The organism is Streptomyces sp. NPDC045955 (genome assembly GCF_056430805.1).
In genome coordinates, this window is the sequence record NZ_JBWKKY010000004.1 from 370,951 (window position 1) to 390,709 (window position 19,759).

At 69.2% G+C, this 19,759-nt stretch carries 15 protein-coding genes and 3 pseudogenes; 6 read left to right on the forward strand and 12 right to left on the reverse strand.

Annotation, left to right across the window (positions count from 1 at the left end):
- Window positions 1-96 precede the first annotated feature (96 nt).
- Genes AC07F0_RS10905 through AC07F0_RS10915 form a run of 3 tightly spaced genes read right to left on the reverse strand, consistent with a single transcriptional unit; the run spans window position 97 to window position 1,817 of the window.
- Complete coding sequence (locus AC07F0_RS10905) at window positions 97-840, reverse strand: TetR/AcrR family transcriptional regulator (protein WP_478976960.1); 744 nt, start codon at window positions 838-840, stop codon at window positions 97-99.
- Window positions 841-857: 17 nt separating this feature from the next.
- A complete protein-coding gene (locus AC07F0_RS10910) occupies window positions 858-1,397 on the reverse strand; it encodes a thiol-disulfide oxidoreductase DCC family protein (RefSeq protein ID WP_478976963.1) in 540 nt (179 codons plus the stop codon).
- 12 nt (window positions 1,398-1,409) lie between these two features.
- Window positions 1,410-1,817: a hypothetical protein gene (locus tag AC07F0_RS10915; protein ID WP_478976966.1), complete on the reverse strand. Its 408-nt coding sequence runs from the start codon at window positions 1,815-1,817 to the stop codon at window positions 1,410-1,412.
- A gap of 119 nt (window positions 1,818-1,936) precedes the next feature.
- Between AC07F0_RS10915 and AC07F0_RS10920 the strand changes: the two genes are divergently transcribed.
- Together AC07F0_RS10920 and AC07F0_RS10925 are read left to right on the forward strand one after the other, a co-directional pair.
- Entirely contained in the window at window positions 1,937-2,329 is a 393-nt protein-coding gene (locus AC07F0_RS10920; RefSeq protein WP_478976969.1) for a hypothetical protein, read from the forward strand.
- A complete protein-coding gene (locus tag AC07F0_RS10925) occupies window positions 2,329-4,800 on the forward strand; it encodes a DUF4132 domain-containing protein (protein WP_478976972.1) in 2,472 nt (823 codons plus the stop codon). Before AC07F0_RS10920 ends, AC07F0_RS10925 begins: the two co-directional genes overlap by 1 nt.
- Window positions 4,801-4,852: 52 nt before the next feature.
- Here AC07F0_RS10925 and AC07F0_RS10930 read toward each other — a convergent pair whose 3' ends face one another.
- Window positions 4,853-5,017: a hypothetical protein gene (locus AC07F0_RS10930; protein ID WP_478976975.1), complete on the reverse strand. Its 165-nt coding sequence runs from the start codon at window positions 5,015-5,017 to the stop codon at window positions 4,853-4,855.
- A gap of 131 nt (window positions 5,018-5,148) precedes the next feature.
- On the opposite strand from AC07F0_RS10930, the pseudogene AC07F0_RS10935 reads away from it, so the two are divergent.
- A pseudogene (locus AC07F0_RS10935) lies at window positions 5,149-9,549 on the forward strand (polymorphic toxin-type HINT domain-containing protein); the annotation flags it as partial.
- A gap of 1,004 nt (window positions 9,550-10,553) precedes the next feature.
- Here AC07F0_RS10935 and AC07F0_RS10940 read toward each other — a convergent pair.
- From AC07F0_RS10940 to AC07F0_RS10975, 8 genes and pseudogenes are all read right to left on the reverse strand, one after another.
- Window positions 10,554-10,914 (reverse strand): annotated as a pseudogene (locus AC07F0_RS10940) (tyrosine-type recombinase/integrase); the annotation flags it as partial.
- Between the two features lie 38 nt (window positions 10,915-10,952).
- A pseudogene (locus tag AC07F0_RS10945) lies at window positions 10,953-11,531 on the reverse strand (hypothetical protein); the annotation flags it as partial.
- 86 nt (window positions 11,532-11,617) lie between these two features.
- Window positions 11,618-12,238 carry a Uma2 family endonuclease gene (locus AC07F0_RS10950; protein ID WP_478976978.1) on the reverse strand — a complete coding sequence of 207 codons (621 nt, stop codon included), beginning with the start codon at window positions 12,236-12,238 and terminating at the stop codon, window positions 11,618-11,620.
- Between the two features lie 152 nt (window positions 12,239-12,390).
- Window positions 12,391-13,170: a succinate dehydrogenase iron-sulfur subunit gene (locus AC07F0_RS10955; RefSeq protein ID WP_010047069.1), complete on the reverse strand. Its 780-nt coding sequence runs from the start codon at window positions 13,168-13,170 to the stop codon at window positions 12,391-12,393.
- Entirely contained in the window at window positions 13,170-14,924 is a 1,755-nt protein-coding gene (gene sdhA / locus AC07F0_RS10960; RefSeq protein ID WP_436729919.1) for a succinate dehydrogenase flavoprotein subunit, read from the reverse strand. The genes AC07F0_RS10955 and sdhA overlap by 1 nt, the downstream gene beginning before the upstream one ends.
- A gap of 19 nt (window positions 14,925-14,943) precedes the next feature.
- Window positions 14,944-15,426, reverse strand: a complete 483-nt coding sequence (locus AC07F0_RS10965; RefSeq protein ID WP_020273764.1) for a succinate dehydrogenase hydrophobic membrane anchor subunit — start codon at window positions 15,424-15,426, stop codon at window positions 14,944-14,946.
- 5 nt (window positions 15,427-15,431) lie between these two features.
- On the reverse strand, window positions 15,432-15,812 hold the full coding sequence (gene sdhC / locus AC07F0_RS10970) for a succinate dehydrogenase, cytochrome b556 subunit (RefSeq protein WP_010047075.1): 381 nt from the start codon (window positions 15,810-15,812) through the stop codon (window positions 15,432-15,434).
- A 191-nt stretch (window positions 15,813-16,003) separates the two neighbouring features.
- A complete protein-coding gene (locus tag AC07F0_RS10975) occupies window positions 16,004-16,498 on the reverse strand; it encodes a 2-oxo-4-hydroxy-4-carboxy-5-ureidoimidazoline decarboxylase (RefSeq protein WP_478976981.1) in 495 nt (164 codons plus the stop codon).
- Window positions 16,499-16,797: 299 nt separating this feature from the next.
- On the opposite strand from AC07F0_RS10975, the gene AC07F0_RS10980 reads away from it, so the two are divergent.
- From AC07F0_RS10980 to AC07F0_RS10990, 3 genes are all read left to right on the forward strand, one after another.
- Window positions 16,798-18,393, forward strand: coding sequence for a beta-N-acetylhexosaminidase (locus tag AC07F0_RS10980; protein WP_478977267.1), 1,596 nt, complete (start codon window positions 16,798-16,800; stop codon window positions 18,391-18,393).
- 97 nt (window positions 18,394-18,490) lie between these two features.
- Window positions 18,491-19,003, forward strand: coding sequence for a hypothetical protein (locus AC07F0_RS10985; protein ID WP_478976984.1), 513 nt, complete (start codon window positions 18,491-18,493; stop codon window positions 19,001-19,003).
- A 105-nt stretch (window positions 19,004-19,108) separates the two neighbouring features.
- Complete coding sequence (locus AC07F0_RS10990) at window positions 19,109-19,663, forward strand: hypothetical protein (RefSeq protein WP_478976987.1); 555 nt, start codon at window positions 19,109-19,111, stop codon at window positions 19,661-19,663.
- Window positions 19,664-19,759 lie beyond the last annotated feature (96 nt).

Genomic DNA, 19,759 nt, shown 5'->3' on the forward strand with positions numbered 1-19,759 from the left:
TTCCGGGGCGGCACTCCCCCAGCCTTCGGCCGGGGGGACCCCCAGAGCACGCACCGGACGCCGCTCCTTGACGGGCAAACGTTGCCTGTCGCGGCCCTAGGAGTCGCTCCGCCGCCCGGCCGGGTCCGGGACCGCCCGGGTCATTCCCGGCAGGAAGTCCGTGAACAGCTCGTGCACCTCGCGCACGAGCGGCCGCATTACCCGGAAGCGGGCCAGCGCGACGCCCCGCGCGGTGAGCCGGGCCCCGCGCTCGGCGAGCCGGTAGCTGCGCTCCCGGCCCTCGGTCCGGTCGAAGATCCAGTACAGGACGAGGCCCATCTGGGACAGCCACATCAACTCGGGCAGGATGTCCCGCAGTTCTTCGGCCACCTTGGTCTTCGTCGCCCCGGCCAGCACCTCCCGGTGGACGCTGATGGCCTCCTCGCGCGCGTGCTCCGACTCCGGGGAGAAGGGGCTGAGCGGGCTGTCCGGGTCGGCGGCGTTCTTGAAGAATTGCACCGCGAACTCGTGGTAGGGGGCGGCGATGTCCAGCCACGCCCGCAGCACGCCCGCGAGCCGGGCCTCCAGATCGGTCTCCTGGTCCAGGATCGCCCGGACCGCCACCTGGTGCTCGGCGGCGATCCGGTCGTAGAAGCCCTGGATCAGGTGTTCCTTGCCCTCGAAGTAGTAGTACGCGTTGCCGACGGAGACCCCGGCCTCCTTGGCGATGGCCCGCATCGTCGTCTTGTCGTAGCCGCGCTCCTGGAACAGGCGCATGGCCGTCTCCAGGATCAGGGCGCGGGTCTGCTCGGACTTGCTCGGGGTGGCGCCGTCGTCGGGGCCGTCGTTCTTCGCGGACACGGGAAGAGAGCCTAACGTCAGCGGCCCGGCGCCCGGCGAGGGGCGCAGCTGCCGTCGGCGCAGCCCGGCGCGGTGTAGGTCCAGCCGGCGTCCGGGTCGTACGCCCACCCGTCCGCCCGCCGGTACACCCGGCCGCCCCACCGCGCCCCGCTTCCCTGGCCTCGGTTCCACTGGGCACCGCGCCACTTGGCGGCGGCCAGCACCGCGCCCTTGGCGAGCCGGGCGCCGGACGGGGTGCTGAGCCGGTGGGCGAGCGGCCGGTGCTCGCGCAGCGCCCACAGGGTGACGATCCAGGCGGCGGGGCCCCGGTACACCTGCCCGGCGTCCCCGACGACGGTGATCTCTTCCAAGGTGGCGCCGTGGTCGAGGCCGGGAAACCGCCGCCGGGCCTCCTCGGAGCCGGCCGGGACCAGCTCCAGCGGCACCAGCTTCGGCTGCCGCAGGAGCCAGTCGCGCAGGAACGCGCACAGGGAGCACTCGGCGTCGTACAGGACGGTGAGCCGGCGGACCGGTGCGGGTGCGTTCGTGCCGGTCGTGTTCGTGCCGGTGGCGTTCATGCCGCTCTCCGGTCAGGCCTGGGCCTGCGGGGCGGCCCAGCCCTGCGGCGGCACCGGCGGAACCTGCTCGCGCTCCATGGCACCGCGCCGCCGGATCCGGTTGAGCACGTAGACGTTGGCCAGGTGCATCACGCCGAGCACCAGCAGCACCACACCGAGCTTGGTCGACAGGGCCTCGAAGACGCCGCGCGTGTCGGTGATGGTCCCGTCGCCGCTCAGGTACAGCGCGACGAACCCGAGGTTGACGAGGTAGAAGCCGACCACCAGGAGGTGGTTGACGGCGTCGGCGAGCTTCTCGTTGCCGTGCAGCACGTCGGCGAGGAAGATCCTCCCGTTCCGGCTGAGCGTGCGGGCCACCCAGATGGTCAGACCGATGCTGATCAGCAGGTAGATGACGTAGGCGACGACCGTGCGGTCCATTGCCCCACCCTTCTTGAACACGTTCAAAACGCTGTCGGGGATGACTCTAGACCGCTTTTTGAACATGTTCAACACAAGGGGCCGGGGGATTGTCAGTGGTGCCTCGTACTGTCGTCGGCATGGCAATCGTGACGTTCGTCGACGAGACGACAGCGGGGGAGCGGCGGGCGGCCTGGGGGCTGGAGATCGCCGAGGAGCGGCTGACCGCAGGGGAGTTGATCCGGCGCCGGGTGTTCCAGGAGGTCGCCGAGTTCAACGCCCGGACGCCGGAGGTGTTCCAGGGCCTCGTGCAGCCCGCGGACACCGAGCGCGTGCTGAACGGATACGCGTTGCGCACGCCCCGCCGGATCGACCCGGAGGCGCAGACGGCCCTGGCCTTGCGGGCGTTCGCGGGGAACGGCTTCCTGGTGCTGGTGGGGGACCGTCAGGTCACCGACCTGGAGGAGGAGATCGAGCTGACGCTCGGCACCGAGGTCACGTTCCTGAAGCTCGTTCCCCTGGTCGGTGGCTGATGAGTGCCTTCCGTACGCCCCGGTCCCACCTGGACCGGCTGCGCACCAGGATCGCCGACGGCGACATGGGCCGGGTCGCCGACGAGGCGCTGCGGGTCCTGGACTCCAGCCGCGGCACCTGGGGCGGCAGTTGGGAGCCGGTGCTGGACCTGCTCCGCGACCTGCCGGCCGACCGCCGCCGCGAGTTGCTGCACGCCCTGGCCGACCGCTTCGGACAGGCCGGTGACGACACGGAGGACCGCTGCCGCCACCTCGCCCTGTGCGGCCTGGTCTCCGAGGGCCTCGACGACGACCCGCTGGCCGCCGAACGCCACCGGGCCCTGGCCGACCTGGCCCGGCGTCAGACCTTCTGGCACGCGGCCCGCTTCGACGTCCTGGCCCGCGCCGAACTCGCCGCGGGCCGCCCGCTCCCGGCACCCGTGGTGGCCGTCGTCCGCCGCGCCGTCCTGGACGCCTACCGCGCGGACGACCTCACGAGCCTGGCCCGGCAGCTCACCGACCCTGTCCTCAACGTCGGTGAGGCCTGGTCCGAACAGGCCATGCGCGACGCCACGACCCCCGACTGGCAGGCACTCCTCAGGCACGTGCTGACAGCCACCTCCTCCAAGCCCACGGCCAAGTGGGACAAGGGGGCGCGTGCCCTGCTGGACACGCTGGGGCCGGACGCGGTCCGCGAGACGCTCCTCTCCTGGCTCGCCCTCGTCGGCCGCCCCCGCACCCTCCCGCTGGAGCGCCGCGCGTGGGAGCCGGACATCAACAACGCCTACGACCCGTACAACGCCACAGCCCTGCGCGGGCTGGCCTGGCTCCTCTCCCTCCTGCCGCCCGACCCCGGCACGGCGCGGGCCCTCGGCGCCCTGGTCGAGACCTCGCTCAAGAAGGTCGCGGGCATCGGCCCCCGCAACCCCAAGGTCGCGAACGCGGGCGTCGTCGCGCTCGCCCGCGTCGACTCCGAGGCCGCCCTCGCCGAACTCGCCCGGCTGGCCACGCGGGTGACCTACAAGAACACCGCCAAGCTCCTCGACACGGCCCTGGAGGCCCGGGCCACCGCGCTCGGTCTCAGCCGCGAGGAGATCGAGGAACTGGCGGTCCCGGCGTACGGCCTGACGGAGGCCGGCCGGGCGACGCACCACATGGGCGAGGCGACAGCCCTGCTGGAGATCCAGGGCACCCGGGCCGTGCTGGGCTGGCGCAACGCGGCCGGCAAACCGGTCAAGAGCGTCCCTGCCGCGGTGAAGCGCGACCACCCGGACGAACTGAAGGACCTGAAGACCGCGGTCAAGGACATCGACAAGATGCTCTCGGCCCAGAGCGAGCGCCTGGACCGCCAGTTCCTGGCCCGCCGCAGCTGGCCGTACGCCGTCTGGCGCGAGCGCTACCTCGACCACCCCCTGGTCGGCACGCTCGCCCGCCGCCTGCTGTGGACGATCGACGGGAGAACGGCCGGATATACGGACGGGGAACTACGGACCCTGACCGACGAACCGCTCACGCAGGGCACGCGGGTCGAACTCTGGCACCCGATCGGCCACGAGCCCGCCGAGGTCGTGGCCTGGCGCGACTGGCTGGAACGGCATGGCATCACCCAGCCCTTCAAGCAGGCCCACCGCGAGGTCTACCTGCTCACGGACGCCGAGCGCGCGACCCGCACCTACTCCAACCGCTTCGCGGCCCACGTCCTGCGCCAGCACCAGTTCCACTCCCTGGCCGCGCTCCGCGGCTGGCGCAACAAGCTCCGTCTGTGCGTCGACGACTCGGCCCCTCCCGCCACCCGCGAGCTGCCCCAGTGGGGCCTGCGCGCCGAGTACTGGATCGAGGGCGACGGCGAGGAGTACGGCGTCGACACCACCGACTCCGGCAGCTACCTGCGCCTGCGCACCGACCAGGTCCGCTTCTACCCGATCGACGCCCCGGAGAACTCGGCCCACTGCTCCGGCGGCGAGTACGCCATGTGGCTCGCCCCCGGCCAGGACCCCGTCGCCCCCCTCCCCCTGGACGACATCCCGCCCCTGGTCCTCTCCGAAGTCCTGCGGGACGTCGACCTGTTCGTCGGCGTCTCCAGCATCGGCAACGACCCCACCTGGCAGGACGGCGGCCCCGGCGGCCGCTTCCAGGAGTACTGGACGTCGTACGGCTTCGGCGAGCTGAACCAGAGCGCCGAGACCCGCAGGCTCCTGCTCGAACGCCTGGTCCCGCGCCTGGCGATAGCCGACCGCTGCGCCCTGGAGGGCCGCTTCCTCCACGTGAAGGGCGAGCGCCACACATACAAGATCCACCTCGGCTCGGGCAACATCCTCAGATCCCCGAACGACCAGTACCTCTGCATCGTCCCGAAGTCCGACCCGTCGGCCCCGCACACGGGCTACCTCCCCTACGAGGGCGACCGCATGCTGGCGGTGATCCTGAGCAAGGCGATGATGCTGGCGAACGACACGAAGATCACGGACCCGACGATCCTGAGCCAGCTGTGAGCGGAGCCGGGGCCCGCCTTTCGAAGGACCCCGGCCACACGCCCCAGAGACATCACCCGATGGTGATACGGGTCTTCCAGTAGTCCGCCCGCCCGATGATCTCGGTACCCGAGCCGCTCAGAACGGTCTTGCCGCCCGGGTGAAAGCGCACGGACCCTTCGGCGAGGACGGCCCAGACATCGGGTACGGCGTCCCCGTCGGCACTCGGCGTGCCCATCAGATGAGGCCTGCTGCCGCTGTCCCAGCCCGAGGCACCGTACTCGTTGTCCTCTCCGCCTGACGAGTTCGCCGCGGTCGCCAGCGAGCCGAGAGCGACCCCGCCGCTGGAAGCGGCGATGCCCTTGCGCCGCGCTGCGGACGTACAGCGACTGGCGGGGGCACCGCCAGGTCAAGGTCAAGAAGGGCAGCAAGACCAGCTCCGAACCCGGTGTGCCCCAGTCCCAGTCCCAGTCGGTGACGCGCTACTTCCTGGGCACCGGCGGCGAGGTCAAGGACTCCGGCGGCGCCTACACCCTGCTGGCGGACGACGAGCCGCAGTACGCGGGCATGACCGCCGAAACCATCACCTACGTGGACTCGGGCGGCGAGGTGCTCAACCGCACCCTGAACCGCCCCTGGTCGAAGCAGACGGCGTCCCGCTCCCGTGAGAACGAGGATGCGACAGCCGCCGACCCACTGCTCGCCCACCGCACGGGTATCGAACGGACGGACGAGATCCAGAAGGTCGGCTCGAGCTGGCGGGCCGTCCGTACTCTCACGACTCCCGACGACACCTACGGTCTCCCGGTCCAGGTGGAGACGGCCGTGGTCAAGCCGAGCGGCTCCTCCGAGACACTCTCGGACCAGACCTGCACCAAGACGTCCTACCTGCACAACACCACCGCTTGGCTCATCGGCCTGCCCAAGGAACAGCGCACCACGGGCACGTCATGCGCCGGATACGCCACCGCTGATCCCGCGACCAAGCTCACATCGGCGAAGCGGTTCACCTACGACAAGCTGACCCACGGTGCGACGCCGACGAAGGGCATGGTCACATCGGTTGCCGAGACGGACGGCACGGGCACCTCGTACTCCGTGGTCACCGAGACCACGTACGACGCACTCGGCCGCGTCCGCACCGTCGCCAAGCCGGGTGCCGGCACCTCGGAGACGCGATACACGCCCGAGACCGGTGGCCCGGTCACCTCGACCAAGACGATCAACGCCAAGGGCCACACGGTCACCACGACCTACGACCCGGGCCGGGGCCTGCCGCTCACGGTCACCGACGCCAACGGCCGCGTGACACGCACGGAGTACGACGACCTCGGGCGCCTGGTGAAGGGCTGGTCCGCGTCGCGTTCCTCGGGTGGCAAGTCGCCGAGCGTCATCGTCGGTTACCAGCCGGCCACCGCCACCACCAGCGCGAACAAGCCCGCCGCGGTGTCGGTCAGCACCCTCAGGGACGACGGCTCCTACACCCGCGACGTGACCCTCTACGACGGCTTGTCGCGCGAGGTCCAGAAGCAGGTCGAGGCCCACGGCCCCGGCCGGATCATCGTGGACACCAAGTACAACGACCACGGCCTGGTCGCCGAGAAAACCGGCGCCTACCTCGCCAAGGGCGAACCGGACACGGAACTCTTCAGGCCCAGGTCCACCTCGCTGATCCCGTCCTGGACCCAGTACCGCTACGACGGCCTCGAACGCGAGGCTCGCGCTTCCGTCTACCACGGCGGCGGATACAAGTACGCGACGTTCACCTGGTACGACGCGGTCAGCAAGACGATTAACCCGCCGGGCTCCACGGCCCCGAGGACACGCACGTACTTCGACGCCCTCGGCCGGACCACGTCCGTCCGGCACTTCACCCAGGACGCCTCCTCCGCGACCGCGGGACGCACCACCACGTACGAATACGACGCCCGGGGCAACCGCCACAAGGTCACCGACCCGGCGGGCAATGTCTGGTCGTACACCTACGACGCCCGCGGACGCGTCACCTCCGCCACCGATCCCGACACCGGAACCACGGACACGTGGTACGACTCGGCCGACCGCCCGAACCGCGTCCGCAGCGCGCGCGGCCAGGAGACCTTCACCGAGTACGACGTCCTCGGACGGCCCAGGTACGTCCGGCAGGGGTCCGCAAGCGCCACTCCCGTCAAGGAGTACACCTACGACGAGGCGCCCGGAGGCATCGGTCAACCGGCGTCGTCGAAGAGGCACACCGACAAGGGCGACTACATCAACCGCGTCACCGGTTACGACCCCGAGTACCGCGTCACCGGCCGCGAGACGGTCGTCCCGGCCAACTCCATGACGACCGGTCTGGCCGGAACCTACGCCTACTCCTACACCCACACACCGACGGGCAAGCCCCAGTCGGTCACCCTGCCGGCCGCCGGCGGCCTGGCGAAGGAGAAGGTCGTCACGCGCTACAACGGGGACGGCCTGCCCGAGTCGACCTCCGGCCGGACCTGGTACACGGCCGACGCCACCTACTCGCCCTACGGCGAGGTGCTGCGCACGGTCTCCGGCTCCCAGCCGCACCGCGTCTGGACGACCAACTTCGTGGATCCGCACACCGGCCGGCTCCAGCGCACGGTGGCGGACCGGGAGACGGCGGGTCCGCACCGCATCACGGACGGCTACTACTCCTACGACGCGACGGGCACCATCACCTCCAACGCCCGCAAGCTCAGCGAGGCGACGGGCAGCACCTGGGACACCCAGTGCTTCACGTACGACGTGATGGGGGAACTGGCCCACGCCTGGACGTCGAAGATCGAGCCGACCGGTGGGGCCACGGGCTGCAAGGCGGCGAACGGCACGACCTGGGGCCCCCGCACCACGTACGCGTTCTCGTCCGGCCCGGTCGCCGACGCCCCGGACGCGGCAGCGGACGCGACGACCCCGGACGACTCCCTCGCCTCCTCGCTCGCGGCAGCGGCCCCGGACACCAGCACGCTGGCCACGGGCACGACGGCCTACCACCAGTCGTTCACGTTCGACTGGCTCGGAAACCGCGCCACGCTCACGGAGCACGACCCGGCGAACGCGACGAAGGACGTCACCTACTCGTACGGCTACGGCAAGACGGTCGCAGGCACCGGCACAACGACGTACCAGTCCCAACCCCACACCATGACGTGGATCAGCTCCACGCCATCGGGCAAGGACAGCGGCTACACCTACGACGCCACGGGCAACACCACGGTCCGGGACCTCCCCGGCACCACTCAGGACCTGGCCTGGACACCGGAGAACAAGCTCGACTCGATCACGGACGACGGCAAAAAGACGACGTACGTCTACGACGCCGAGGGCAACCGCCTGCTGGAGAACTCGGCTTCGGGGTCGACGCTGTACCTGGGCGAGACGGAACTGACGACGGACGCGTCAGGCGCGACCACCCGCGCGTCCCGCTCCTACGGCCATCCGGGTGCCCCCACGGTGGTCCGCACGGCGGCCAACGGCTCGTCCACCGGCCACAAGATCACCACCCTGATCAGCGATCACCTCGGAACGGCGAACACCTCGGTCGAACTCGCGACCGGTCAGCCGGTCACCCGTCGTGCGTTCAAGCCGTACGGCGAGTCCCGCGGCACGAAGCCGGCCACCTGGCCCAACAAACGCGGCTACTTGGGCGTCGGCATCGACGACACGGCCACGGGCCTGACCCACATCGGCGCCCGCGAATACGACCACACGTCGGGCCGCTTCCTCTCCGCAGACCCGATCATCGACATCGCGGACCCGCTCCAGATGAACGGGTACGCCTACGCCAACAACAGCCCGGTCTCGCATTCCGACCCCACGGGCTTGTGGATCGATGACGGAACGGGCCACAGCGAGCCGCGCCGCGATGGCGGTCCGACGGGCCCGCAGAACCCGAAGGGTCCCGGTGTGCCCCGGGGCGGCACCGGCCCGGGTGGCTGTTACTACAGCTGTAAGCCCAAATCCGGTTGGGTGGAAAAACAGACTCCGGTCACGAACAACACGCAGCGGCTGCTGGACTACTTCTACGAGTACGGCCCGAACGGACGCTTCCCGGACGGTAATTACTGGTACACGCCCGTCATTGAAGAAAGCGGCACGAGCAATGCGTGCTTCGGGCGGGAAGGCTGCCGCCTGGCGTACAAATTCCTGTTGAAGAGCGACGATGTCGCAGAGGCGAAGCGCATAGCCGCCAACTACTGCCTTCAGAACTTCGACAGATGCCTGGACGACGCCGAATCCTATGACCGGGGAAAGCGGTGGGAAACCCTCCCGTACGCCTTCATCCCCGGAGGCGGCAGGGCCGGTAAGGGGGCGGCCAGTGGCTGTAAATGCTTCCTGGCCGGCACCGACGTCCTCATGGCGGACGGCACCACCAAGGACATCGAAGACGTCGAAGTCGGCGACAGGGTCCAGGCCACCGATCCCGAGACCGGCGAGACCGGCCCTCGGAAGGTGACCCGGCTCATCCGGACGGAAGCCGACAAGCACTTCAACGAACTGTCCATCGCCACCGAGGACGGTGTCGAGAAACTCACGGCCACTCACGAGCACCCCTTCTGGTCCCCGTCCCAGCAGGACTGGATCGAGGCGGGCGACCTCAAGCCAGGCATGACCCTGCGCGCCGACGACGGCGACACCGTCATCGTCACGGGCAACCGGCCCTTCACGAAGCACGCACGGACGTACAACCTGACGGTCGATGACCTGCATACGTACTATGTGCTCGCAGGGGCCACGCCGGTACTCGTTCACAATTCCAGCTGCACGGTTTACCGGACGCAGAGTTCCCATCCCGACAGTCAGCGTCTGGCAATCGATGCGAGCGGTAATGTCTCATTGAGTGGAGAGGGGCGCCTTTACTTGAATATGAGTGGCGATGCTTCGCATTCACTGGAGTTCCGTGGTGCAGACGGTCAGGTATTGGGATTTGATGTTGATAGTGCATTCGTCAGCCGGGTGCGTGAATTGGCCCTTCCGCAAAGGAAGCCGCGTGGGTTCGCAGGCAGTACGAGGGAGTGGAATCGGCTAAGTAGGACACGACCAGATATTGCAGACCCCAAAGTTTCGCCAGGCCTCTATGGAATCCCGTCTAACATGTTCGATGATCTCATGGGGGCAATCGTTCCCGGTTCCGGTCGGGTGGTTCGATGAGTACCCGTAGGTTCGTTGGCGAACTAGAGCGAGTCGATTCTCCCCCTCCTTGTGGAACCGAAGATCCCCCAGTGCTAGCCGCGTTCTCGGTCATCACCTGCGTGGGTGCGACCAGCTATGTTGCCAGGGTTCGCGCCGTCTTGTCCGCAGCAATTAGTGCGGCGAATGAGATTGATTCCGTTGCGGAGTCTCTTCCGGAGAACCTCATTCCCGATTGGTTCGCAGAAGTGACTCGCGGCTCCGTTGTGAACGGTCGAGATGTACCGGCCTCCTTGGGGATTCGGCAGTACGTTTCCCGTGAAGGCGAAGAACCGTGGGAGCTCCAGGACTGGCTCTATTGCTTCGATCCGCACCTGAGAGGTTGGGCATGGTGGGATGCGACCCAAATTTCCAGTGACTCGGTGCTGCTATGGGTCGATTCCTCTGGGGAACCGGTATTCCCGTGTGAAGAGTTCCGCTGGCTGGCTTATGCCTGTGGTGCGAAGACTGTTGAGGGGCCGACTCTAAGGGCTATCTCGGAGTGGCGGCAATCGCGTCAGGATTCGACGACATAGAGAAGTGCTCGTGGCCACGCTGGCAGGTTCTTACGTGGGGTCAAGAGTACGTTGACGGCAACGTCAGTGGACGACGGTTGCGTCAGGCGGGTCGTCAGGGTGGTCGTCGGCCCAGCCGAATGCGTCGTTGAGGATGTCGATGGCCTGCCATTGGAGGCAGAGTCGGACGTGGGCGTAGACGTCGGCGGTGACGCCGATGTGGGTGTGGCCGAGGAGTTCTTTGACGACGAGGTCGATGCCTGGCTGCAATAGCAGGGTGGCCGTCGAGTTGCGTAGGTCATGGAAGCGGATGCGGCTGGGCCTGGCCCGGTCGAGCAGTCGGCCGAAGCGCCGGGTCATGATTGGCCGGGGCGATCGGCCCGCCGATTGGCGTGGTGAAGACGAGACCGCCGTCCTTCCACCTCACCCCGGCCACCTTGCGTTCTGCGTCCGGGACTGGGCCAGGGTCCGCCGTACCGCCGTGTCGGTCGGTGCCGTGACGCGGTTGTCGGTGGCGTCCAGGTGGAACTCGACGCACTGCCACTTCCCGGCCGTCGCCGGCGCGGAGGTCTTCCACGCGGTCCAGTCGCCGGTGGGTCCGAGGTCGGAGCCGACGCCGTAGAAGTTGCGCTTCTCCGTGGGCACGTACTGGCCGCCGAGCGGGCGGACCAGGGTCGGGGAGTCCGGGCCGGACGCCTCCGCCAGGGTCCAGTGCGCCCAGTCGGGGGCGGTCGGGAACGCGTCCACCCTCAGCCGCATCCGGGCCCAGAAGCTGTTGCCGGGCGGGGCGAGGTGCCCGAACACCAGGAATGCGCGGCCGTTGCCCTCGGTACGGACGCGGAGTTCACGGCCGTGACCGGCGGAGGCGGGGGTGACGGTCAGCGTGCCGTCGGAAGCGTCCGAGGTCCAGTCGCGGCCTTGCGTGACCGGGCCGAGAGGGAGGCGATCGAAGCTCTCCCGCGCGAGGATCGGGGAGGGTGTCGCCGAGGCCGTGGGGGATGCCGAGAGCAGCGCGGAGGCCGTGGCCAGCAGCGCGGCGGTGGCCCGTCTGAGGTATGCCATGCGGGCAGTCTGGCCACCGGAGTCACAGCCGTGACAGATGCCGTGCCCCAAGTGGCCGGTCACGTTCCGTTTCTGGCCGGATCGGGTCAGCCGACCTTTTTCGCCTGACCTGCTTTCAGGATCTCCGCAACGTCCAACGTGACCTTGGCACCGATGGAGTCGGGAAGGGCGACGATCTCGCCGGGGGCGTGAGGACGGTGGTTCTCGTACCCGTTCCCGGCGGGGTCGGTGAGGACGTGAAGGCGCTGGTGCTTACGGTCGACGATGACGTAGACGGGCACCTTGGCCTCGGCGTAGGCGGCGACCTTGGTCTTGAGGTCGTCCTTCCAGTTCCCGGACGTGACCTCCAGGACGAGACGGAAGCAGGCCGGGTCGTACGCGTTGTTCTCGACGAAGTGGTCGTCGATGTCGGCGTCCACCACCACGAGGTCGGGGATGGCGTAGTCCTCGGCGCCGGTGGGCAGCCAGAGCCCGACGTTCTGGAGGACCTCGGTCTCGCCGCCGTGCAGGCCCGCGGCGATGAACGGGATCATGAGGCCGGTGAGGGCACGGGCATGGGGAGCATCCGGGGACGGGGTCACGAGGAGATGGCCTCCGATGATCTCGACGCGGTAGCCCGGATGGCGCTCCATGATCTCGTCGGCGATGGTCGTCAGGGTGACCGGCTCTTCCTCGTGGAAGGGCTGCTCGACGGAAGCTGCGGACATCAGGTGCCTCCTGGGGGCTGGTGTCGAGACCATCATCGTAGGCCGGACGACACCCGTGGGTCCTTCGCAGCCATGTTCACCCGATGGTGTGGCATATGCCAGAGGGCCCCGTTTCCAGCGGAAACAGGGCCCTCATGAGCAAACGGTCGACCTCAGTAGCGGCGCGTGATCAGCGCCCTCTTCACCTCGGCGATCGCCTTCGTGACCTCGATGCCGCGCGGGCAGGCGTCCGTGCAGTTGAAGGTCGTGCGGCAGCGCCAGACGCCGTCGCGGTCGTTGAGGATCTCCAGGCGCTGTTCGCCCGCCTCGTCACGCGAGTCGAAGATGAAGCGGTGCGCGTTGACGATGGCGGCCGGGCCGAAGTACTGGCCGTCGTTCCAGAAGACCGGGCACGACGTGGTGCAGGCCGCGCAGAGGATGCACTTCGTCGTGTCGTCGAAGCGCTCGCGGTCCTCGGCCGACTGCAGACGCTCACGCGTGGGCTCGTTCGTGTCCTTCGTGATGAGGAAGGGCATGACGTCCCGGTACGCCTGGAAGAACGGCTCCATGTCCACGACCAGGTCCTTCAGGACCGTCAGGCCCTTGATGGCCTCGACCGTGATCGGCTTCTCGGGGTTGATGTCCTTGATCAGCGTCTTGCAGGCAAGGCGGTTCTTGCCGTTGATCCGCATCGCGTCCGAGCCGCAGATGCCGTGTGCGCAGGAGCGGCGGAACGTCAGCGTGCCGTCGAGGTCCCACTTGATCTTGTGGAGGGCGTCGAGGACGCGCTCCTTCGGGTCGATCTCCAGCTGGAAGTCTTCCCAGCTGGCCTCCGCCGCGACCTCCGGGTTGAACCGGCGGATGCGGAAGGTGACCGTGATGTAGGGGGAGTCGGCGAAGCCGGGCTCGGGCTTTCCGGCCGCGTCCGACTTGTCCAGAACGGGGGTAGCCATCAGTACTTACGCTCCATCGGCTGGTAGCGGGTCTGGACGACCGGCTTGTAGTCGAGACGGACGGTTTCGGAGCCGTCGGCGCCGACCTCGCGGTACGCCATGGTGTGCCGCATGAAGTTGACGTCGTCGCGGTTCGGGTAGTCCTCGCGGTAGTGACCGCCGCGGGACTCCTTGCGGGCGAGCGCGGAGACCGCCATGACCTCGGCGAGGTCGAGCAGGTTGCCCAGCTCGATGGCCTCCAGCAGGTCCGTGTTGAACCGCTTGCCCTTGTCCTGGATCGAGACGTTCTTGTAGCGCTCGCGCAGCTCCGCGATCTTCTCGACCGCCGTCTTGATCGTCTGCTCGGTGCGGAACACCATGACGTTGGCGTCCATGGTCTCCTGCAGCTCACGGCGCAGCGTCGTCACGCGCTCGGTGCCGGTGGAGTCGCGCAGCATCTCCACCTGCTTGAGCACGAACTCGGCCGGGTTCTCCGGCAGCTCGACGAAGTCCGCCGTCCGGGAGTACTCGGCCGCGGCGATGCCGGCCCGCTTGCCGAAGACGTTGATGTCCAGCAGCGAGTTCGTGCCGAGACGGTTCGCGCCGTGCACCGACACGCAGGCGACCTCGCCGGCCGCGTACAGGCCCGGGACGACCGTGGTGTTGTCCGCCAGGACCTCACCCTCGACGTTCGTCGGGATGCCGCCCATCGCGTAGTGGGCCGTGGGCTGGATCGGGATCGGGTCCGTGTACGGCTCGATGCCGAGGTACGTACGGGCGAACTCGGTGATGTCGGGCAGCTTGGCGTCCAGCTGCTCCGGCGGGAGGTGGGTGAGGTCCAGGTAGACGTGGTCGCCCTCGGGGCCGCAGCCGCGGCCCTCGCGGATCTCCGTGTAGATGGAGCGCGAGACGACGTCACGCGAAGCGAGGTCCTTCATGACCGGCGCGTACTTCTCCATGAAGCGCTCGCCGTCCTTGTTGCGGAGGATGCCGCCCTCACCACGGGCGCCCTCCGTCAGCAGGATGCCCATGCGCCAGATGCCGGTCGGGTGGAACTGGAAGAACTCCATGTCCTCCAGCGGGATGCCCCGGCGGTAGACCGCCGCCTGGCCGTCACCCGTCAGCGTGTGCGCGTTCGACGTCACCTTGAAGAACTTGCCGCAGCCGCCGGAGGCGTAGATCACGGCCTTCGCCTGGAAGACGTGGATCTCACCGGTGGCCAGCTCGTACGCCACCACACCGGCCGAGCGCTTGACGCCGTCGACTTCGGTGATCAGCTGGTCCAGGACGTAGAACTCGTTGAAGAACTCCACGCCCTCCTTGACGCAGTTCTGGTACAGCGTCTGGAGGATCATGTGGCCGGTGCGGTCGGCCGCGTAGCAGGAGCGGCGGACCGGGGCCTCGCCGTGGTTGCGGCTGTGACCGCCGAAGCGGCGCTGGTCGATGGTGCCGTTCGGCGTGCGGTTGAACGGCAGGCCCATCTTCTCCAGGTCGAGGACGGAGTCGATGGCCTCCTTCGCCAGGATCTCGGCGGCGTCCTGGTCGACCAGGTAGTCACCGCCCTTGACCGTGTCGAAGGTGTGCCACTCCCAGTTGTCCTCCTCCACGTTGGCCAGCGCGGCGGCCATGCCGCCCTGCGCGGCGCCCGTGTGGGAGCGGGTGGGGTAGAGCTTGGTGAGCACGGCGGTGCGGCTGCGCTTCGTCGACTCGATGGCGGCGCGCATACCGGCGCCACCGGCGCCGACGATGACGGTGTCGTACTTGTGGATCTTCATGATTCTCGCAGCCCCGTGCCTAGCGGATGTTCGGGTCGAAGGTGAAGATCACCAGCGTGCCCAGCAGGATGGTGAACACCGTGGCGGTGTAGAGCAGGCCCTTGAGCCACAGCCGGGTGTTCGCGCGCTCCGCGTAGTCGTTGATGACCGTGCGCAGGCCGTTGGCGCCGTGCAGCATCGCGAGCCACAGCATCAGCAGGTCCCAGACCTGCCAGAAGGGGCTCGCCCAGCGGCCCGCCACGAAGGCGAAGCCGATCTTGGAGACACCGCCGTCCAGCACCAGCTGGATCAGCAGATGGCCGAGGACCAGCACGACCAGCACCACGCCCGACAGGCGCATGAACAGCCACGCGGCCAGTTCGAAGTTGCCGCGGGTGGACTTCGGGGTCTTCTTGGTGCGCTTGCGCGGGGCCTCGATGAAGGGCGCCGGGTTGTCGACGGTGTAGACGGCGCCACCCTCGACGGGGCCGACGCCGGCGGCGGTCTTCTCAGACGTGGACATTGGCGTCAGCTCCCGAAGAGTTCACGAGCGGCGTGGCCGAGGACGGGGTAGATGGCCCCGAGCATCAGCACGACCCACAGGGCGACGACGGTCCAGAGCATCTGCTTCTGGTAGCGGGCGCCCTTGATCCAGAAGTCGACGGCGATGACGCGCAGGCCGTTGAGCGCGTGGAAGAGGATGGCGGCGACGAGGCCGTACTCCAGCAGCGCGACGATCGGCGTCTTGTACGTGGCCACGACGTTGTCGTAGGCCTCGGGCGACACACGGACGAGTGCGGTGTCCAGCACGTGAACGAACAGGAAGAAGAAGATGAGGACGCCGGTGACTCGGTGAGCCACCCAGGACCACATTCCTTCCCGGCCGCGGTACAGCGTTCCAGCCGGCACGGAAGTTTCCTCCGGGAGCGGGGATTGGGGCCGCGCCGGCTTGGTGTGTCGGTCGGGCCCGGCCGGGTACGGTCCACCGGCCCCCAGCATCGTAGCGAGGCGCTGCCGCTGGGCTCAGCCGGGGTCTGTCTGTGTGATCAAACTGGCATGCGTACGGGCTAGCCTTGCGGCTTCTGGGGTGGGGTGTCCGGTTATCTGCCGGGCGCGGCGCCGTGGGGGCTTGTCGCGCAGTTCCCCGCGCCCCTGAGGGCGCTGACCAACCGCGCCCTTGCGAGGTGCCGTAGTTCTTCCGCCACCACCACGCGTTCTTCCTCTGGATCGTTGGTCAATCGTGACCGGATTCCTTCGAGGATGTGGTCCAGGCATTCACCCCGGGGGACCCCCTCCAGGCAAATGACGAACACATGTCCGAAGCGGGCCTCGTAGGCGGCGTGGGCCGCGCTCAGGGCCGTGTGGGCGGCGGAGTACGTGCCCGGCGGGAGGGGCGGCAGGGACTCCGCTGCCAGGGCCTCCGTCAGGTCCGGCCAGGTCAGGTCGTAGGCCGCCTCGTCCGCCGCGGCGAGCAGGGAGGCCAGGTCCGGATAGGGGCGGTGTTCCGCGACACGCCGGGACCAGCGGGGGCTGCGCAGGCAGGAGAGGAGCATCTGCTCCAGGGCCTCGGCCGAGGCCGCGTTGAAGTGCTCCACCGGTATGGCGCGCCGGCCGGGGAGGTCTGGGAGACGGTGCGCAGGCAGCGTGGGTCCTCGTGGGCGTCACGTGTGTCGGCAGGGCATGTTGTGAGAGATGTGACCTCACGCTATCGAGTACGACCATGACGTGTCCGACGGATGCCCGAATTTCACCCAGGGGAGAGAGATTCCGAACGCGTGGTGGACGGGCATGAGGTGGCAGGGGGTCTTAGGTTGGCGATGTGAGTCAGCACAGGCGCCGAGGTTCGGCGAAGCAGACGAAGCAGGGCAAGCAGCGGCAGGTGCTGGTCGTGGCCATGGCCGTCGTCCTGGTCGTGATCGCGGCCGGGGTGAGTCTGGGGCTCTGGGCGGCCTCGGGCGGCGACGGCGGGGCCGCCGGGCCGGAGGGCAGACCCTCCCAGGGCCGGTCCGCGGCCGCCCCGCAGGGCACCTCGCCGGAGGACGCCCCGAGTCCGAGCCGCTCCTACGCCCTGTCCAAGGCGCCGCGGACGATCCCCGCCGTGCGCGAGCACACCGCGGCGCGCGGCCCGGGCTGGCGCCCCGCGCGCGGGAACCGCGTCGTCGTGGACGACCCGGCGCTGGCCGACGAGGGCCGGCTGATCGCCGGTGAGCTCGGGCTGAAGTACGAGGGTGAGAAGGACGACCGGCGCGCCGGGGACCTGCGGCTGACGCTGAACGAGGACAAGGGGGCGAACCCGGAGTCGTACGTCATGACCGTGCGCGACGGACGGGTGGAGATCGGCGGGCCCGCCGACGCGGGCGTCTTCTACGGCACCCGGACCCTCAAGCAGGAGGTGCACGACGGCGGCACGGCGCCCGAGGGCGTGGTGCGGGACGAGCCGGCCAAGCCGCAGCGCGGGCTCATGCTGGACATCGCGCGCAAGAACTACACGGCCGGCTGGATCGAGGACCGGATCCGCGAACTGGGCGATCTGAAGTTCAACCAACTCGGTCTGCACTTCTCCGACGACCAGGGGTTCCGGATCGAGTCCGACTCGCATCCGGAGGTCGTGTCCCGGCAGCATCTGTCCAAGGCGCAGGTGCGCGAGATCATCGACCTCGCGCAGAGCCGGCACATCACAGTCGTACCCGAGATCGACTCGCCCGGGCACCTCGGCGCGGTCCTCGACGCCCACCCCGACCTGCAGCTGCGCACCGCGCAGGGGTCGGCGGTGCAGGGGGCCATCGACATCTCCAAGAGCGAGAGCGCCGAGATCGTCGACGACCTGCTGAACGAGTACGCGGACCTGTTCCCGGGCGGGCCGTGGCACCTCGGCGGCGACGAGTACCAGGCACTGGTGCGCTCCGACCCGGAGGCGTCGTTCCCGCAGCTGGCCGCCGCCGCCCGGGAGAAGTACGGCTCCGGCGCGACGGTCGCCGACCTCACCACCGGCTGGCTCAACGACCGGGCGGCCACGGTCCGCAAGCACCAGCGCGTCCCGCGCGCCTGGAACGACGGCTTCTTCCGGGACACCTCCGTCGACGCCGACAAGGACATCCAGGTCGGCTACTGGACCGGCAAGGAGATCGGGGCCCGGCCGCCGGCGGTGTACCTGAGTGCCGACCGGAAGGTGATCAACTACAACGACGAGTTCCTGTACTACGTGCTGGGCGAGCCGCAGACCTTCGTCTACCCGACGGGGCAGCGGATCTACGAGCAGTGGACGCCACGGGTGCTGCGCGACACGCAGGCGGTGCCGGAGCGCTACGACGGACAGATCCTCGGCGGGGTCTTCGCCGTCTGGGGCGACATCCCGAACGCGCAGACACAGGACCAGGTGGCGGCCGGGATCCGGATGCCGCTGCGGGCGACCGTCCAGAAGCTGTGGGACCCGGGCCGGCCCGAGCTGTCCTGGGCGGAGTTCCGGGCGCTTGCGGACAGGCTCGGCTGACCGCACACGAATGGGCCCGTACGGCTGCGAACCGCCGTACGGGTGTGGTGGTCTTCTGAACGCGAGCCGAATCGAATACGCCGGGGGGAACCGGAGCATGGGGTACTGGGGGTACTTCGTCGTGGGCCGTGGGGAGCGGCCGCTGGCGGAGCTGGAGGCGCTGGCGGGGGCGGCGGACGGGATGGTGCGGCACACCTCCGCGCCGGGCGGGTGGCAGGTCTGGGAGTACCCGAGCAGCGACGGCGACGTGGGGAACATGAACGCCCTCGCCCGGGAGACCGGGGCGCCCGCGCTGTTCGGGTACGTGATGAACAGCGAGTGCGTGGTGCTGGAGGCCGCCGCGCCGGAGAGCGGGACGTGGACGACCTGCCTCGCCCGGGCCGCCATGGCCGGGTATCTGGGGGCCGCCGGGCGGGAGGGCGGCCTCACCCTGGAGGACTACTTCCTGGAACCTCGCGACGCCGCCGAGCACGCCGTCCGCTGGGCCGCCGAGGCCGGGCACGAAGTGAACGCCGACGCCCTTGTGGACGTACTCACTTCAGACCCCGATCCCCTGGCTGAAAACCTCCTCTTCCGCTTCCTCGACCGACTGGGCGTCGTGCCCCTGTGACGTTCCGGGGCCGTTGCGCGCAGTAAGGGGAAGTGCGGGTTCCGTGAGGGGTGAGGGCTAAGCGGCCTGGTAGGGCCCCTGCAAGGCCCGCGGAGGGAGGCGTGGATGAGCCTGGTGGAGTTGATCGCACAGGCCGACGAACGCGGGCTGGCCGCGAGCGGGCTGGCTTGTCTGGATCGGTGCGTGCCCCTGCTGGGCGGCGACGACGAGACCCTGCGGCCGCTGTGGGCGAGCCTCAGCGACGGCGCCGGTACCGGCGACTGGGGTGAGGGGCTGGAGCAGGCGCGCAAGCAGCTGGACGCCGCCGGCACCGGGGACGAGGCGGCCGTGCTCGCCCACCGGATGCTGGAGGCCGCTCCCTGCGAGCGGTCCCCCGCCGAGGTGCGGGTGTGGGCCGACGCCTGCTCCGTCGCCGCCCTCCAGATCCACCGCCTCCTCGACACCGCCGCCGACGACGCCTCGTCGGTCGCCGTGCGCCGCGAGGGCCGTACGGACGGCATGTCGCCGCTCGTCGCCGCGGAACTGCGCCGCCAGATCACCGTCCTTGAGGTCCTGGCCGGCCACGGGCCGGCCGGGCTGCGGCGGGCGCTGGAGGTGTCGACCGAGGGGCGCCGGGTGCTGCGCGCGGTCGTCTCGCGCCGGAGCCGGCAACGGGGCTGAGGACCGGGCCGCCGGGCCTTTGACCGGCCTAAACCCCCGTTCCTGGAAGAGTCCTGTGACCGTCGTAGGGCCGAGATGGGGCGGTCCTGCGCGACT

What these genes read in the sequence shown, in the direction of transcription:
- AC07F0_RS10910 (WP_478976963.1), bottom strand. Translation starts at nt 1,397, where the DNA reads ATGAACGCCACCGGCACGAACACGACCGGCACGAACGCACCCGCACCG.
- AC07F0_RS10925 (WP_478976972.1), top strand. Translation starts at nt 2,329, where the DNA reads ATGAGTGCCTTCCGTACGCCCCGGTCCCACCTGGACCGGCTGCGCACC.
- AC07F0_RS10930 (WP_478976975.1), bottom strand. Translation starts at nt 5,017, where the DNA reads ATGGGCACGCCGAGTGCCGACGGGGACGCCGTACCCGATGTCTGGGCC.
- AC07F0_RS10985 (WP_478976984.1), top strand. Translation starts at nt 18,491, where the DNA reads ATGGGGTACTGGGGGTACTTCGTCGTGGGCCGTGGGGAGCGGCCGCTG.
- AC07F0_RS10915 (WP_478976966.1), bottom strand. Translation starts at nt 1,817, where the DNA reads ATGGACCGCACGGTCGTCGCCTACGTCATCTACCTGCTGATCAGCATC.
- AC07F0_RS10990 (WP_478976987.1), top strand. Translation starts at nt 19,109, where the DNA reads ATGAGCCTGGTGGAGTTGATCGCACAGGCCGACGAACGCGGGCTGGCC.
- AC07F0_RS10965 (WP_020273764.1), bottom strand. Translation starts at nt 15,426, where the DNA reads ATGTCCACGTCTGAGAAGACCGCCGCCGGCGTCGGCCCCGTCGAGGGT.
- AC07F0_RS10955 (WP_010047069.1), bottom strand. Translation starts at nt 13,170, where the DNA reads ATGGCTACCCCCGTTCTGGACAAGTCGGACGCGGCCGGAAAGCCCGAG.
- AC07F0_RS10980 (WP_478977267.1), top strand. Translation starts at nt 16,798, where the DNA reads ATGGCCGTCGTCCTGGTCGTGATCGCGGCCGGGGTGAGTCTGGGGCTC.
- AC07F0_RS10920 (WP_478976969.1), top strand. Translation starts at nt 1,937, where the DNA reads ATGGCAATCGTGACGTTCGTCGACGAGACGACAGCGGGGGAGCGGCGG.
- sdhA (WP_436729919.1), bottom strand. Translation starts at nt 14,924, where the DNA reads ATGAAGATCCACAAGTACGACACCGTCATCGTCGGCGCCGGTGGCGCC.
- AC07F0_RS10950 (WP_478976978.1), bottom strand. Translation starts at nt 12,238, where the DNA reads ATGTCCGCAGCTTCCGTCGAGCAGCCCTTCCACGAGGAAGAGCCGGTC.